Origin of the sequence: Streptomyces sp. CA2R106 (assembly GCF_037034245.1) — a bacterium.
In the GTDB taxonomy this organism is placed as follows: domain Bacteria; phylum Actinomycetota; class Actinomycetes; order Streptomycetales; family Streptomycetaceae; genus Actinacidiphila.
Map to the genome: position 1 here is coordinate 1 of NZ_JBAGKC010000040.1, position 15,917 is coordinate 15,917.

9 protein-coding genes are annotated in these 15,917 nt (G+C 72.3%); 4 read left to right on the forward strand and 5 right to left on the reverse strand.

What is annotated here, in order from left to right:
* The 4 genes from WA788_RS32675 to WA788_RS32690 all read right to left on the reverse strand — a co-directional run.
* Positions 1–664 (reverse strand): helix-turn-helix domain-containing protein (locus WA788_RS32675; RefSeq protein ID WP_335983747.1); only part of this gene is annotated, 664 nt, incomplete at its 3' end.
* Positions 661–1,062: a DUF6907 domain-containing protein gene (locus tag WA788_RS32680; RefSeq protein ID WP_335983749.1), complete on the reverse strand. Its 402-nt coding sequence runs from the start codon at positions 1,060–1,062 to the stop codon at positions 661–663. The genes WA788_RS32680 and WA788_RS32675, both read right to left, overlap by 4 nt.
* 74 nt (positions 1,063–1,136) lie before the next feature.
* Positions 1,137–1,643, reverse strand: coding sequence for a hypothetical protein (locus WA788_RS32685; protein WP_335983751.1), 507 nt, complete (start codon positions 1,641–1,643; stop codon positions 1,137–1,139).
* Between the two features lie 262 nt (positions 1,644–1,905).
* Entirely contained in the window at positions 1,906–2,586 is a 681-nt protein-coding gene (locus tag WA788_RS32690; protein ID WP_335983752.1) for an ATP-binding protein, read from the reverse strand.
* Positions 2,587–2,800: 214 nt separating this feature from the next.
* Between WA788_RS32690 and WA788_RS32695 the strand changes: the two genes are divergently transcribed.
* Positions 2,801–4,057 carry a helix-turn-helix domain-containing protein gene (locus WA788_RS32695; RefSeq protein ID WP_335983828.1) on the forward strand — a complete coding sequence of 419 codons (1,257 nt, stop codon included), beginning with the start codon at positions 2,801–2,803 and terminating at the stop codon, positions 4,055–4,057.
* Positions 4,058–4,060: 3 nt separating this feature from the next.
* On the opposite strand, the gene WA788_RS32700 is transcribed toward WA788_RS32695, so the two are convergent.
* Positions 4,061–4,594, reverse strand: a complete 534-nt coding sequence (locus WA788_RS32700; protein WP_335983754.1) for an NUDIX hydrolase — start codon at positions 4,592–4,594, stop codon at positions 4,061–4,063.
* A gap of 263 nt (positions 4,595–4,857) precedes the next feature.
* Between WA788_RS32700 and WA788_RS32705 the strand changes: the two genes are divergently transcribed.
* The 3 genes from WA788_RS32705 to WA788_RS32715 all read left to right on the forward strand — a co-directional run bounded on the left by WA788_RS32705 (position 4,858) and on the right by WA788_RS32715 (position 15,768).
* On the forward strand, positions 4,858–5,394 hold the full coding sequence (locus WA788_RS32705) for a GNAT family N-acetyltransferase (RefSeq protein ID WP_335983756.1): 537 nt from the start codon (positions 4,858–4,860) through the stop codon (positions 5,392–5,394).
* 360 nt (positions 5,395–5,754) lie between these two features.
* A complete protein-coding gene (locus tag WA788_RS32710; RefSeq protein ID WP_443034133.1) occupies positions 5,755–12,651 on the forward strand; it encodes a glycoside hydrolase domain-containing protein in 6,897 nt (2,298 codons plus the stop codon).
* A gap of 255 nt (positions 12,652–12,906) precedes the next feature.
* Entirely contained in the window at positions 12,907–15,768 is a 2,862-nt protein-coding gene (locus WA788_RS32715; RefSeq protein WP_335983761.1) for an ATP-binding protein, read from the forward strand.
* Positions 15,769–15,917: the final 149 nt, after the last annotated feature.

The window sequence follows — 15,917 nt, forward strand, 5'->3', positions numbered from 1 at the left end:
GGGGGAGGAGTTGGAGGGTGACGTTGGGGGTCTGGGCGGTGGTGATGAGGTGGTCGAGTTGGCCGTCCCAGGTGGCGGGGTTGCGGGCGGCGCGGTGGAGGACCAACTCGTCGAGGACGGCGCGGTAGCGGAGGGGGTGGGGTGTGGGCTCGGTGAGGCGGGCTTGGCGTTGGAGGAGTGCGTCGATCTGTGCGGTCAGGGCTTCCGCCGGCTGCGGGCTGGTGGTGACGAACTGCTCTTCGGCGTAGGCGGGCGTCTGGAGCAGAGCTGGGATGGTGGTGAGGGCGTATTCCTGGAGGCTCGTCGCGGCGGCTTCCAGGGCGGTGAGTCCGTTTGCGGCGTGTTTGGCTTCGCGTTTGGCTAGGCGCCAGAGGGCGGCGAGGAGGGTGCCGGTTGCGTAGTAGCGGTCGAGGGCTTGGGCGACGGTGAGGGTGCCGAGGCGGCCGCCGGTTTCCAGGCGGTGGAGGTAGGACTGTTCGTAGTGGCACTGGTCGGCCAGTCCTTGGAGGGAGAGGCCGGCCTTTTCGCGGAGGAACGCGAGGTGGTGGGCGTACAGGGCGCGGGCGCTGACCTGACCGGCCGCGAACGACACAGCGATGCGAGCGAGTTGGTTGGTGCTGGTGCTCTGGGGGTCCGCGGCGGCGGGTGTGGTGTCGGTGCTCACGGGCGGGCCCCCGTCCGATAGGTGTGGTGGGTGGTCCAAGCGGCGCGGATGTCGTTGAGGTGGGGGATGGCGACGTGGTCGAGTCGGTCGGCGACGGAGCGCAGGCTCTGGACGATCTCGGCCGGTCCCGTCGGGTCGAGGTCGGCGATCTGGTAGGCGTCGGCGACCCACACCGTGGCGACGGGGATGGCCGGCTCGGGCGCGGCAGCGTGCGGCGTGAAGGTGATGCCGGCGCGCAGGATCTCCAACCCCGCCGGCCCGGGGAACTCGGCGACGTGGCCGAGGCCGGCGAGGCGCGCGGCCATCTCGTCCGGAAGCAGGTCTTGTTCGCTGGGGTCCTCGGCCGCCCAGGGCGGCAGGTAGCCGGTGGTGCGCTCACCGGTGGTCGTGGTGATCACCCACTGCCGCACCGAGCGGGCTGCGCCATCGGACTCGGTGGCAGGTAAGGCGGAAGGCAAGGGGGCCGCGGGGTTCATCGTGCGGGGTTCTTCCTGTTCTTGGTCGGTCGGTGGAAACGGGAGGCGGCGTCGAGCACACGGCCGTCGGGTGGCCGCGCCTGCTGGGTGAGGAGCGGACCGAAGGTCATGAGGAGAGCGGGCGGCAGGACCGGGTCGGCCAACTCCCAGCTGTGCGTGCCGGGGTGCCCGGCGAACTCGCTGCACCCCTCGTCACCGTCGGCGGTCGTGGCGGGGCAATCGGGAAGCAGCACGGCGAGGCAAGGCTCGGCGCCGTCGCGCCAGGCCGCCCAGACGGTGCCGGCGTTCGGACCCCGCAGGTTCAGCACCACTCCGTGGTGGACCCGACCGCGGTGGGACTGGAGCGTGCAGGTCAGCAGTGTGCCGACGTCGTCAGCCACGTGCACCAGCCCGTCCCAGGCCGGAGGCACGCTGTTGGCCATGCCCAGGGCCGCGGTGACGAGGCCGGGTGGCACGAAGGTCCGCTGGCCGCAGGTGAAGCCGCGGGGGTGACGGCTGGGCATCCGGATCAACTCCTTCGTCGGATCGCTGGGTACGGGGTTTGGGTGGGGCCCGCTCCGGCCACGGGCAGGTGCCGTGAGTCCGTCACGCCCCGGGGGCAGGCGGGGCGTGGATGCCTGCTTGACTCGGCGTGGCCGAAGCGGGGAAGGACCGCTCCAGCAGCAAGAGGTGCCCGCTGCCGCCCGCACGGGGACGGGAGTGCGTACGGCGACAGTGGGTGACGCCTGCGGGCATGCTGCTGGAGCGGAGCAAAAAAGGGGGTGGCTACCGCGGGTGCGTGTCGTGCGCAGCGGCGGATCGGCCCCCTGAGCGCCGTCGCAGGTTCTCCAGAGCCGCGCGGTACCTGCCGTTCAGCCCGAGCCAATGCACCGCGCGAACGCGCCCACGGAAGTCGGTACCCCACCTCCTCCGCCACTTGGCGCCGGCCCGCCCAGGGACGTGACCGGTCGTGGGCGACCCGGCTTCGAGACGCAGAGCGGCCCAGACGACCTTCCCCGGACCATCCACGCGGGGGTAGAAGCCCCACGCTCCGTCGGACAGCCCGGCAACCAGCCGCAATCCACGGCCCGCCTCGGCATCTTCGGATGCGGGGTGCACGACCGGGGCCTGGTCACTGCCGTCATGAACCGCGACGTACAGAACGCCGGCCGCGACCCGCAGATCAAGGAGGAGCGGAGGCTCGCCAGCCGCCCTCACCCCCGGGACGAGGCATGCACCCGCGTGCCGCACCGCGTTCGTCGCCAACTCCGAGACGACGGTCAAGGCGTCGTCCACCGTGCCCTCGGCCAACGCCCACTCCGCGAACTTCCGCGAAGCGTCGGCCCGGACACCGCGAATCGCCGACGGCGCACAACGGAAGCCCACGCGGTACCGCTCGGTGGACGGTGGCCGGATCTGCACGTGCAGCTTCGGCCGAAAGCCGGGGTGGCGGAACTGAGCGGGCATGACGTGCTCCTTCGGAACGCGTGACCGTGGCACCGTGACGCCCCCGTCACGCAGGAGCGCGGCGCTGCGTCGATGGTTGCCGAGCAGCGATCACGCAATCAGGCCACGGTGATTACCCAACGTGGGTAATGTCGTGAAGCAATCGGGAGAGGGGGTGACAGCCGTGCCCGAGAAGCAACCAGGCTTTCCCGCCACCGCCTTGGCGGACCCGCAGATGCAAAAGGCATGTAGGGAACGCGACTTCGGCCTGATCTTCCGGCTCGCGAAGGCCCGCGCCGGCATCTACCCGTCCCGCATCGCCTCGTTGTGCGGGATGACTCCGAGCCGGGTAGGCGAGATCATGTCCGGGCAGCGCCGCCTCGCCCACATCGACGTCATCGAACGGGTCGCCGACGGACTCCGCATCCCCGGAGCGATGTTGGGCCTCGCCCACCGCCCCTGGGAACTGCCCCACAGCACCGCCGCACCCGTCCGCGAAGCCGACCCCGCCCCGCCCGTTTCCACGCCGGCGGCCAGACGCGCCCCGGACCGTGCGGACCTGGACGACCTCCTCACCGCCGTCGAAGGACCTGTCACGCGCTCCTCGCTCGTGGCCATGCAGTCGTCGATCGAGGACTACTGGCGCAGGGACGACCAGCACGGCGGCGCGTCCCTCCGCCCCGCGGTCGTCGGTCACCTGCGTTACGTGACCAGCCGGTTGGCGCATGTGCCCGCCGGGCCCTTGGCTGACGACCTCCGTGCCCTCGCCGCGGAACTGGCCCGTATGGCCGGCTGGGCGTACTTCGACGCGCGGCAGTACAGCACCGCCCGCACCTACTTCCGCCAGGCGCTCGACCTCGCGCGCGAGACGGGCGACGCCTCCTTCACCGCGAACGTCCTGTCGTGCCTGAGCCTGCAAGCGACCTACGAGAACAGGGAGACCGAGGCAGTCGCGCTGGCCTCGGCCGCACAGGACGTCGCACGGCGAGGGACCACGTCGCGACTCGTCGTCTCCATGCTCGCCATGCGCGAAGCGTTCGCCCACGCCGCGCTCCGCGACGCCGCCGCCTGCCACGACGCCCTCCGCCGCGCCAACGACGCCTTCGCCGCAGCGGAACCGCCCACCGAAGCACCAGCCTGGGTGCGCTACTTCGACGAGACCAAGCTCATCGTCGACACCGGCATCGCACTCGGCCAACTCGGCGAGGCGAGCCGCGCGGAGTCCCTGATCACCGAGGGACTGCGGCGCGAACGCGTCGACCAGCAGCGCGGACGGGCGTTCCACACCGTCTGGCTCGCCGACGTCCAGCTCCAGCAGGGCAAGCTCGACGCCGCAGTCGTTTCCGCCACGGCCGCACTCGACCTGACCGCGACCCTCGACTCACCCCGCGTGGCCGGGCACCTGCGCGAATTCCACACCCGGCTCGCACCGTTCGCACGCGAGCCGGCCGTGCTCGGCTTCGAGGAGCGCATGCGCTCAGCCCTCGCGTGACGATCAGACGCGGGTGCTGTCCAGCAGCAGGTGCAGAAGCCCGACCAGGCTGCCGCTGCTCACGATCTCCCGGCGGTCGATCATCCCCCGGATGTCCTTCAACGGAATCCACTCGATCCGGTCGGACTCGTTCTGCTCCGTAGGCGGCCCCGCGTACGTAGCCCCGTCCGCCCGGAACACGTAGTGCTCGGAGTCCGTGATGCCGTTCGCCGGCTGCGCGTACACCAGCGGCTTCATCGACTCCACCCGCCAGCCGGTCTCCTCCAACACCTCACGCGCCGCCGCCTCTTCCGGCGACTCGTCCGCCTCGATCAACCCCATCGGCAGCTCCCACGCCCACGTGTCCGTGATGAACCGGTGCCGCCACATCATCAACACCCGCTGCTGCTCATCCACCACCGCGGCAACCGCCAGGTGCCGCATCCGCACCACATGGTGTTCCCACCGACGCCCATCAGGCTGCTGCACATCGACCAACCACAGGTTGACCCACGGATTGTCGTAGATCTGCCGCTCACCGTGCACCTGCCACCGCATCCCGCCAACTCCCCACCTCGTCGCCCGGCTTCCAGGATGACACTTGGCGTGTGGCAACGGGCGAAAACGATCACTCGTCCGGTTCTCCTTGGGGGTTGGCAGAGGAAGGAGTTGCATCTCTAATGCGAACGACCGATTTCAGCCGCGTAGCGCTGCGAGCCGCGGAGGCGGAGTGGCTCTGCGGAGCGAGGGGTCGTCCAGGCACCGCACAGCCGGGCGGCGAAGGACTGGAACGACCGCACCTCGACGCGAAGGGACACCTCGTGACGGCAAGGACTTTTGAACTGCGCCACTTCCACGACATCGAACCGGCCTGGGACACATTGATCGAGCTCTACGCCGACGTGCGGGCGGACCGGTTGCACGACCCGCACTACTCGGTGGAGCGCTACGCCGAACGCCTTGCCCGCCACGCGCACGAGCCGGGCTGGGAGGCCGTCATCGGATACGACGGGGACGAAGCCGTCGGATACGCGTACGCCAACACCGTCGAGCAGGACGACCGGTACTGGAAGAGGATCACCTCGCCCCTCGCCGAGCCGGTCACCTCCGTTGCGACGCTGGCCCTCAAGGAACTGGGCGTACGCGTCCCCTGGCGAAAGACCGGGGTGTCCAAGGCGATTCACGACAGCCTCCTGACCGCACGCGGTGAGCCGCAGGCGACCTTGATGGTCAACCCCGAGGCGGGGGACGGCAAGGTCCATGACCTGTACGTCTCCTGGGGGTACCAGGACCTCGGGGTGAGCCGGCCATCGCCCGACTCGCCGGTCCTGACCGACATGGTGCGGGCCCTTCCCTGACGAGGACGGCCCGCCCCCTCCCCGCCCCCCGGGGACCGCACCCCCGCCCCGTGCCCGGGGACGGCACCCCCGCGCACCGTCCACCGCACCCGGCCCAGCAAACCCACCGGGCCCACCCCCTCACCGCCCCGACAACAAAAGATGAGGTCACAGCGTTGTGCGAAACCGCTTGTGCGGATTCCGTTTAGACGCTGTACTCCTGCCGGGTGTGTGATGACACACGTCCACAACCGTGCGGGGCGCTCCCGCACGTCCCTATCCGTCTCGTTCCGCACGCCCCGGAATTGGTGGCTGACAACGATGTCTGCTGTCCCCGCCGTCGCCGGGGCATGCGGACGGGCCGCACTCCGGAGAGGCGACATGCACGCCAGATCCCAACCACCCTTGCCCGCGGTGGCGTTCGCGAGAAGCGACCGCCGCGGCAGACGGCCGATACGCGCGGCCCTCGCCGCGCTGGTCGCCGGCACGCTCGGCGTCGCCGCCCTCGCGGGCGCCGGCACCGCCGCGGCGTCCCCCGCGGCCTCCACCACGTCGACGGGCTCGTCCGGCACGGACTACACCAAGCTCGTCGACCCGTTCGTGTCGACCGCCGGCGACGACGGCAACGACCTGCCGGGCGCGGAGGCGCCGCACAGCCTCGCCAAGGTCAACCCGATGACCACGCCGGACCGCAACCACTCCGGCTACGACTACAACCAGAGCCACATCGCCGGGTTCACCGCGACGGACCTCGACGGCGTCGGCGGCTCGGGCGGCGGCGGCGACCTGCTGGTCGTCCCCACGTCCGTGCAGTACAGCAAGCGCCCGGCGACCAGCACGTACGCGCACCCGTTCAGCCACGACGACGAGACCGCGACGCCCGGCTACTACCAGGTCGGGCTGGGCTCGGTGTCGGGCACCGACTCCTCGGTGACGCAGGACAGCGGGACGATCGACGCGGAGATGACCGCGACGACGCGCACCGCGCTGGAGCGCTACAGCTTCCCGGCCGGGTCGAAGCCCGAACTCGTCCTGGACCTGGCGAACAACTACACCAGCCGCACCCGCGCGACGATGAAGGCGACCACCCTCGCCGACGGCACCACCCGCATCACCGGGCTGATCGCCGGCTCCTTCAACGGCGCCGCCTACCAGATGTACTACGCGGCCACCACGAACGTGCCCGTCACCTCGCTGAAGAGCTGGGGCGGCGACGGCACGCTGGGCGACGCGACGACGCAGGACGGCACCGACACCGGCGCCGTGCTCGGCTTCGACCCGTCCGCGGGCAGCGACGTCGAACTGCGCATCACGCTCTCGCCGATCAGCACCGACCAGGCCGTCACCGACCAGCAGAACGAGGTCGGCGGCCTCACCTTCGACCAGGCCCGCGCGCAGACCAAGGCGGACTGGAACAGCACCCTCGGCGCGGTCGACGTGCACGCCTCGGCGGCGTCGGACCCCAAGTCGACGCTGACGAAGGAGTTCTACACGCACCTGTACCGGATGTACGGGCTGCCGGTGAACGCCACCAGCACCAGCGGCACCTACCGCGGCGTGGACGGCGCGGTGCACAAGACGAACGGCTTCACGTACTACGACGGCTGGTCCACCTGGGACGACTTCCGCAAGTACTCCGTGGAGGCGTACGTCGACCCGGCCACCTACCGGGACATGGTGCAGTCGCTGATCGAGCTGTTCGCCGACGCGCACACCTCCGGCAAGAGCCTGAGCAGCCTCACCCAGTCGGTGCCGTCGGTGCGCTGGGAGCGCTCGGAGGTGGTGATCGCCGACGCGCTGTCGAAGGGCTACAAGAACTTCGACCGGCTCGACGAGGCGTACCCCGCGCTGGAGTCGCTCGCCGGCTACTACACCGGCGCGCAGCTGCGCCAGGGGTACATCAGCAGTGACCCCGGCAGCACTGTGCAGCGCGGCTACGACCAGTGGGCGCTGTCCATCATCGCCACCGCGCTCGGCAAGGACGCGGACGCGAAGAAGCTGCGGACCCAGTCCACGATGGCGATCGACAACCTCATGAAGTCCGACGCCTGGACCGCCTCCGACGGCACGAAGGTGGGCCTGCTCACCCCGCGTGCCACCGGCGGCGACTGGCAGAGCACGGACTACGAGAAGTTCGAGGACGCCGGGCTCTACCAGGGCACGCTGTGGCAGTACAACTGGTACGACGCCTACGACATGGGCGGCCTGATCAAGGCGATGGGCGGCAGCAAGGCCGGCAAGGCCGCCGTGGAGCACATGTTCGGCGAGGACTCCAGCGCCGACGACGGCTCCACGATGCTGCACTCCAACGCCAACGAGATCGACCTCCAGGCCCCGTACCTGTTCAACTACGTCGGCGAGCCGAGCCTGACGCAGAAGTGGGTGCGCGCGATCTACACCGGCACCACCTGGAACCGGTACATCGCGACGGGCTCCACCAACGAAGCGCCCAGCGCGGGCGGTGAGTTCACCCCGCCGATCGACACGCAGGTGTACAAGCTGTCCCCGAACGGCTTCCTGCCGACCATGGACAACGACGCCGGCACCATGTCGACGATGTTCGTGGCCGCCGCGCTCGGCCTGTTCCCGGTGACCGCGGGCTCCAGCCAGTTCCAGATCGGCAGCCCGTTCTTCGACTCCACCACGATCACCTACGCCAATGGCAGCAAGTTCACCGTGAAGGCCGACGGCGTCTCGTCGAGCAACTACTACGTGCAGTCCGCCAAGCTCAACGGCGCGAAGTTCGACAACACGTGGCTGGACTACTCGCAGATCATCGCGGGCGGCACGCTGGACTTCACGATGGGCGCCAAGCCGTCCAAGTGGGGCACCGACACCAAGCCCGCGTACTCGCTGGACACCGACACCGGCAGCACCGGCACCCATCTGGGCGGCACCACCGTCTCGGCGAAGCCGGCGACCGTGGCCACCGCCGCGGACGGCAGCGTCAAGGGCAGCGTGCAGTTGACCCTGTCCGGGCCGGCGGTCTTCGCCGCCCGCAAGGGGACCAGCCTGACGAAGTCCGGCGCGGCGACCGTCACCGGGCTGCCCAAGGGCGTCACCGCCGACCTGACCGTCAGCGGCAACCGGACGGCGACGGTGACGCTGAGCGGCACCGCGACCGTCGACGCCCGCTACAGCATCTCCTTCGCCGACGCGGCCTTCGCCCACGGCACCTCGGCCTCGACGGTCACCGGCACCGGGGTCTCCCCGACCGACCCGCTGATCATCTCCGCCGCCGCGGTGTACCGCACCTCGCTCGCCGCGCTCATCGACCAGGCGTCCCTGGTCCGCACCGGCAACTACGCGGAGGGCGCCTGGAACCAGTTCCAGACCGCGCTGGAGCACGCCCGCTCGGTGCTGGCGGACACCTCCTCGGGCACCGGCACGCTGATGGCCGCGCAGGACGCCCTGAACTCCGCGGCCTCCTCGCTCACCATCGACGAGGGCGGCTACGCCGTCCTCCAGGCCGAGAGCCCCGACAGCAAGGACGGCCCCAGCCTCAAGGCCGAGGCGTACTACTCCGACGGCGACCTCGGCGGTGTCACCGACGGCGCCTGGGAGCAGTACGGCAAGCTGGACTTCGGCGGCGTCGCGCCGCAGAGCATCTCGGTCCGGTACGCCAACTCGCAGGCCACCGATGCCGCGCCGAGCAGCGTCGACATCCACGCCGGCGACGCCGACGGGCCGGTCGTCGGCACCGTCTCGCTGCCGGGCACCGGCGGCTGGCAGTACTACTCCACCGTCCAGGCCACGATCACCGCCCCCGACGTGCTGCTCAGCGCGGCGAAGGCGACGTTCGTCTTCCACGCCCCGGCCGGCCAGGACTGGGTGTCGAACTTCGACTGGTACCAGTTCTCGCCGAACCCGGTCACCTCCTCGCCCACCACCACGGTCGCCTCGCTGACCGCGCCGACCGCCACCGCCACCGGTGACGGCTCGCTCGCGCTGAAGCTGTCGGACGGCATCTTCGAGAACGTGTCGAACGGCGCGTGGGCGGAGTGGAAGGGCACGGACCTCGGCGACGGCGCCGACACCGTGACCGTCAGCTACGACAAGCCCCAGTCGCGGGCCGCGTCGGACTCCCACATCGAACTGCACCTCGCCGCGAAGGACGGCGAGAAGAAGGTCGACATCCCGCTGGCCTACACCGGTTCGGGCTGGGGCACCGTGGCCACCACGTCCGTGCAGCTCGACCCGAGCGTCTTCACCGGCGTCCAGGACGTGTACGCGGACTTCGTCTCCAGCACCCAGACCTCCGACCAGCCGTACGTCGCCAACGTCTACGGGCTGACCCTGACCCGCAGCGCCGACACCCCGGTGGGCTTCGACGCGACCGCGTTCACCACCAGCAGCGGCGGCACCCTCAAGAGCGAGGCGGCCGGCTGGAGCGACGCGGGTTCGGCCACCGACCTCGGCGGCACCTACGACGGCGCCTGGCTCGCGTACGGGGACATCGACTTCGGTACCTCCGAGAAGAACACCGTCACCCTCACCTACGTCAACAACTCCGCGCGCTGCGGCACCGGTTCGGCCGTCGAGCTCTACCTCGACTCCTTCGACTCCGCCGACCCGGGCACGCCGTACGCGACCATCGCGCTGCCGGTCACCGGAAGCGCGTGGTCCTCGGGCGGCACCACCAGCGTCACGCTGCCGAAGTCCCTCACCGGCAAGCACGCGGTGTACCTGCGGCTGACCACGACCCCGGACTCCTCGCACCCCTACGTCGCGAACCTGGGCCGGGTCACCTTCAGCCACACGGACACCCCGGCGGCGACGGACACCTCCGCGCTGAGCAAGGCGGTCGACCAGTACGCCGGGCTGGCGGACGACGCGTCGCGCTACGACGCGATCGACTTCGCCGTGTACCAGCGTGAACTGGCCGCCGCCCGGGCCCTGCTAGCCGCCGACGGCGCGACCCAGATCGAAGTCGACACGCAGACGCGTACGTTGACGCTCGCCGCCGACCAGCTGGTGCCGCTGGCGCGGCTGAAGCTGGAGGCCCTGGTCACGACCGCGTCGGCGCTCACCGACGCGCGCTACACCGACGCGTCGTGGCAGGCGTTCAGCACGGCCCTGACCGCGGCCAAGACCGCGGTCGCGGACGGCCAGGCCACCGACGCGACGCTCACCGCCCGCTACACGGCACTGCAAAAGGCTCAGGCCGCGCTCGTCACCAAGCCGAAGACGGTGCCGGCGGTGCCCGGCGCGGTGTCGGCGACGGCGTCCGGCACGAGCGTGACCGTCGTGTGGTCCGCACCCGAGGACGACGGCGGTTCGCCGGTCACCGGGTACCGGATCAGCCTCGACGACGGCCACGAGGTCACCGTCAAGGACGCGGACAGCCGCAGCACCACCTTCACCTGGCTGACGGCCGACCGGTCGTACCGGGCGCAGGTCCAGGCGGTGAACGCGGTCGGCGCCTCGGCCAAGAGCGCCGCCACGGCGCCGGTGGTCACCGGCACCGCCAAGCCGCAGCAGCCGACCGTCACGAGCGTCGTCACCCACGGCAAGCAGGTCCGCGTGAGCTGGCTGCCGGCCGGCGACGGCGGGTTCCCCGTCCTCGGCTACGTCGTGACCCTGGACGACGGCACCACGGCGCACGTGCCCGGCACGGCGACGACGGCGCTGCTGACCACCAAGAAGGCGGCCAAGGCCCACACGGCGACGGTGACCGCGGTCACCCTGGCCGGGACCTCCGCGGACAGCGCGGCCACCTCGGCCACGTCCACCTCCGCCACCGCGACGCCGGCTGCCTCCTCGGCCGCGGACGCCGCGGCCACGGACGACGACGGCTCCGACCCGTCGTCGTACACGCCCTCGCCCTTCCCCTCCGACACCCTGAACGCCGACTACGCGTCCGACGCGTGGCCCAAGACCGACGACGGGAGCGACTACTTCAACGACCTGCTCAGCGGCATCAAGGACCTGGGCACCGGCACCCTCGGCGCCAACTCCACCGTGGCGAACGGCACCACGCTGACCGCGGAGAACGACAAGATCGCGGTCGGCATCAACAACGCCGCCACGCAGGCCCAGGTGGACCGGGCCGAGATCGACGCGAACAACAGCGCCACCGTCACGATGGCCGACGGCCTCGGCTCCAGGCTCGGCAAGATCTACAGCGACGCCCTGAGCAGCGGCGACCTGCCGAAGACCAACGCCCTGTTCGGCCGGGTCACCCAGGACATCGACACCCACGACGCGGCGAAGAACTACTACGACTACCTGCGCCCGTACGTGCGGCTCGGGTTCGTCGGTGACGGCGGCGACATCTACGAGTCGCAGGACGGCTCGTACAGCAGCCTCGCCACCAGCGGCTCGTACCCCAGCGGCCACACCTACGGCGGCTACGAGGCGGGCACCATCCTCGCCACGCTGCTGCCGGAGCTGGCGCCGTCGATCCTGGCGCGGACCTCGGAGTACGGCAACAACCGCATCGTGCTCGGGTTCCACTACCCGCTCGACGTGATGGGCGGCCGCATCACCGGCCAGGCCACCGTCGCGCACCGGTGGGCGGACCCCGACTTCGCGGCCCTGCTGACGCAGGCCCACACCGAGATCGAGAACGTGCTGCTCGCGCAGTGCCAGAAGGAGGGGTACGACACGCTCGCCGCCTGCGAGGGCGACACCTACGACGGGCTGACCACCGCGCAGGACGTCGACCTGTACACGCAGCGGCTCAGCTACGGGTTCTCCCGCACCGGCAAGGCCGGCCAGACCCTGCAGGTGCCGTCCGACGCGGCGGCGCTGCTGGTCACGGCGTTCCCGAACCTCACCACCGAACAGCGCACGCAGGTCCTGGAGCAGACCGCGACGGACTCCGGCTACCCGCTGGACCTCACCGCGGACGGCCAGGCGAGCTGGGAGCGGATCAACCTGGCGGCGGCGATGACGGCGGACGTCGTGGTCAACGCCGACGGGTCGGTCACCGTGACGAACGTCGCGGACGCCACCAAGGCGAGCGTCGCGGACGCCACCGGCATCAAGGTCGGCGGCACCGCGATCGACGGGTTCGACAAGGACACCGCGACCTACGTCGTCGACTGGCCGAAGAACGCCAAGATCCCGTCCGTCACCGCGGTGCCCGCGGAGGCCGGCGAGCGGGTGAAGGTCACCGACGGGAGCCAGGTGCTCAGTTCGACCGGGTCCAAGCTCACCACGCGGACGATCACGGTGACGTCGGCGAACGGCTCGGTCACCCGGACGTACACGGTCGGGTTCGCCCTGACGGCCAAGGACCACCGGCCGTCGGCGGCGGGCGGAAAGGGGCACTGAACCGGTGGTCCCGGGGGCGCCGCTCCCGGGACCACCACCGCCGTACCCAACGGCCCCTCCGGGCGGACGCGTTCGTCCGCCCGGAGGGGCCTTCGCCGTCGAGGGCGCCGGTCGGGCGGGATACCGGGGCGGGTTCCGCGCAGGGGCCGTGCGGGGGCCGTGCGGGGTGCCGTGCGAGGTGCTGTGCGTCACGAAAAGCCGGGATTTGAGCGCGGCTTGGCACAATGTGTGCTCTCGGCCGGAGCGGAGGCGCAGATGAGTGCAGCAAACAGTGCCGGTGGCGGCCCGGCGCGGCGGCCCGACCTCGCCGTGCCCCGCCTGGCCGGCCGCGCGCGCGACCTGTCGCTGTTCGGGCAGGCCCTGGACGGGCGGTCCGGGCTCGTCGCCGTCGCCGGCGAGGCCGGCATCGGGAAGACCCGGCTGCTGCACGAACTGCTGGCGCGGCGGCCGGAGTCCGCGCTCGTCGCGGTGTGCCCGCCGTTCCGGGAGCCGTACACCCTCGGGCCGGTCGTGGACGCGGTGCGCCGGCTGGCCGGGAGCGTGGCGGGCCTGCCGCTGACCGGGTTGGCCGGGGCGCTGCGCCCGCTCTTCCCGGAGTGGGCCGGCCAACTGCCGCCCGCACCCGAGCCGCTGGCCGACGACTCGGCCGCCCGGCACCGCCTGCTGCGCGCGCTCGCCGAACTCGTCGACGCCCTGGGCGTCGGGCTGTTCGTGGTGGAGGACGCGCACTGGGCCGACGAGACCACCCTCGAACTGCTGCTGTTCCTGCGCTCGCGCTGGGAGCACGGCCCGCGCCTCGTCCTCACCTACCGGCCCGAGGACGTCCCCGCGCGGTCGCTGCTGCGGCGGATGGTCGCGCAGGCGGGCACCACCCGGCTGGAACCCGCGCCGCTCGACCCCGCGGCCACCGCCGACCTCATCTCCTCGATGCTCGGCGGGGAGCCGGTCTCCGCGGAGTTCGCCGAGTTCCTGCACGCCCGCACCGACGGGCTGCCGCTCGCCGTCGAGGAGTGCGTCCGGCTGCTGTACGACCGCGCCGACCTCGTCCACGAGGACGGCACATGGCTGCGGCGCGAGGTCGCCGAACTCGACGTGCCGCCCGGCATCCGCGAAGCCGTACTGGAGCGGACCTCCCGGTTGCGGCCGGCCGCGGCCGGGGCGCTGGCCGCGCTCGCCGTACTGGAGGGGGAGCGGTCCCCGGGCCTCGTCGCCGAGGTCGCCGCCATGCCCGCGGCGGACGTCGAACAGGGCCTGGCCGAGGCGCTTTCCGGCGGACTGCTGGCCGAGGACCGCGACGGGCGGGTCGGGTTCCGCCACGTGCTGGCCGCCCGCAGCGTCTACCACGCGCTCGGCGCCCTGGAACGCGGCCGCCTGCACCACCGCGCCGGGCTGGCGCTGGAACGCGAGCCGGTGCTGCGCTCGGCCGAGCTGGCACGGCACTTCAAGGAGGCGGCCGACCCCGGGCGGTGGGCGGCGCACGCCCGGCGCGCCGCGGACGACGCGATCGCCTCCGGCGACCCGCGCACGGCCTTCGGGCTGCTGCTGGACCTGCTGGTCGGCGGCGCCGTCCGCGGCGCGGCGGTCGCCCCCGTGGTGCAGCGCATGCCGCTGTACGCCGCGCCCGGCGACGGCCCGCTGCGCGAACTGGTCGCGGTGCTGCGCGCGACCGCCGAGGGCGAACTCACCCGCGAGGAGCGGACCGCGGCGACCTGGCAGCTGGCCCGGCTGATGTTCCACGTCGGCGACAGCGAGGCCGCGGCCGCCGCGATGGAGCAGGCCGTGCCGGGGCTGGTCCAGGACCGCCCGGTCGCCGCCGTGCACGCCATGATGATGCTCGCCCGGCCGCTGGGCACCCCGCGCCCGGCCGCACAGCACCGTGCCTGGCTGGAGCGGGCCGGACGGCTCTTCGCGACCTGCTCGGGCGCGCCGCAGGAGCGGCTGTCCTTCCTCGCGGAGCGCGCCGCCACCCTGCTGGTGCTCGGCGACCCCGCCGGCTGGGAAGCGGCCCGCGACCTGCCCGCCGGCGGGGACAGCCCAGGAGAGGTGTTCCAGCGCGCCCGGGGATACGCCAACATCGGCGAGGCCGCGATGCTGTGGGGCCGCTACGACGACGCGCGGCACCTGCTCGACGCGGCCGCCGCGCTGGCCGAGGAGCACCGGCACCTGCGGCTGCGCGACCTCGTCGCGGGGACCCTCGCCCATCTGGACTGGCTCACCGGGCGCTGGGCGGGGCTGGAACCGTGGGCGGCCGCGGCCCTCGAATCCGACGAACCCGTGCTGCGCGCCGACGCGTTGCAGATCGGCGGTCTGCTCGCCGCCGCCCGCGGCGACCACGCCCGCATGCGCGAGCAGACCCGCGCCGCCGCCGCGACCGGGCGGCCGCGCGGACCCGCCGACGGGTTCCGCGACCCGTCCGCCGCGCTCGCCCGGCTGGCGCTGGCCGACGACCGGCCCGCGGACGCGCTGGCCGCGACCGATGCGGCGTGGCGGCTGATCGAGGCCAAGGGGCTGTGGCTGTGGGCCGCGGAGATCGCGCCGCTGCGGGTCGACGCGCTGCTCCGGGACGGCCGCGCGGCCGAAGCGGCGGCCGCGGCCGAGTCCTTCGGCGCGGGGACCCGCGGGCTCGGCGCCCCGACCGCCACCGCGGCCGGGCTGCTCACCGCCGCGCTCCTCACCCGCGACCGCGGCGAACCCGCCCCCGCGGCAGCCCTCTTCGACGAGGCGGCCGCCGCCTGGCAGGCCCTGCCCCGCCCCTACGACGCCCTCCTCGCCCGGGAAGCCGCCGCCGACTGCCGCAACACCGACGGCTCCGCGCTCCGCGCCCTCCTCCCCGACCTCACCGCCCTCGGCGCCACCGGCGACGCCGACCGCATCCGCCGCCGCGCCGGCGGCCGCCCCGGCCGCCCCGGCTACGGCGACCGGCTCTCCCCCCGCGAACTCGACGTCGTCCGCCTCCTCGCCCAGGGCCGCACCAGCGCGCAGATCGCCCGCGTCCTCGGGCTCTCCCCCCGCACCGTCGACAAACACGTCCAGACCGCCATGCGCAAACGCGCCGCCCCCTCCCGCACCGCCCTCGCCATCGCCGCGGTGGCCTCCGGCGACATCCCCGCCCCCTGACGACCCCGCGTCCAGCCGCCGACGCTTCGGCGGTTCCTCGGGAGGCGGCACCCGAAGCCGCGGGCCGGGCGCGGGGTGGCCAACCGGCCCTTGTCTGCCAGGCGTTGGTGGGCTGCCCCCGTGGTGCCTTTCCGTAGGTTGCGGCGCGC

What these genes read in the sequence shown, in the direction of transcription:
- WA788_RS32715 (WP_335983761.1), top strand. Translation starts at nt 12,907, where the DNA reads ATGAGTGCAGCAAACAGTGCCGGTGGCGGCCCGGCGCGGCGGCCCGAC.
- WA788_RS32695 (WP_335983828.1), top strand. Translation starts at nt 2,801, where the DNA reads ATGCAAAAGGCATGTAGGGAACGCGACTTCGGCCTGATCTTCCGGCTC.
- WA788_RS32690 (WP_335983752.1), bottom strand. Translation starts at nt 2,586, where the DNA reads ATGCCCGCTCAGTTCCGCCACCCCGGCTTTCGGCCGAAGCTGCACGTG.
- WA788_RS32710 (WP_443034133.1), top strand. Translation starts at nt 5,755, where the DNA reads ATGCACGCCAGATCCCAACCACCCTTGCCCGCGGTGGCGTTCGCGAGA.
- WA788_RS32700 (WP_335983754.1), bottom strand. Translation starts at nt 4,594, where the DNA reads ATGCGGTGGCAGGTGCACGGTGAGCGGCAGATCTACGACAATCCGTGG.
- WA788_RS32685 (WP_335983751.1), bottom strand. Translation starts at nt 1,643, where the DNA reads ATGCCCAGCCGTCACCCCCGCGGCTTCACCTGCGGCCAGCGGACCTTC.